The 252-nt window shown below is 50.4% G+C and carries 1 pseudogene; it reads left to right on the forward strand.

Annotation, left to right across the window (positions count from 1 at the left end):
- Positions 1–252, forward strand: a pseudogene (locus QZ311_RS12405) (hypothetical protein); the annotation flags it as partial.

Genomic DNA, 252 nt, shown 5'->3' on the forward strand with positions numbered 1-252 from the left:
AACCGATGATTATCGGTCTGAAAGCCAACATCGCCGAGATTGCCATGACGTATCAGAGTGCTTATCCCAATGCCCGGATACTGTTTGCCGATGAAAAGAGTTTCAAGGCTGACAACCGCGTGGCGTTCTTCAATCAAATCAAGAACAACGACTATGACTGCGTGATAATGTCGCACGACCAGTTCGGCAAGATACCGCAGTCGCCGGAGATGCAGCAGCAAATCCTTCAGGCGGAGCTTGATACAGTCGAGG

Origin of the sequence: uncultured Duncaniella sp. (assembly GCF_910578445.1) — a bacterium.
Lineage (GTDB): Bacteria > Bacteroidota > Bacteroidia > Bacteroidales > Muribaculaceae > Duncaniella.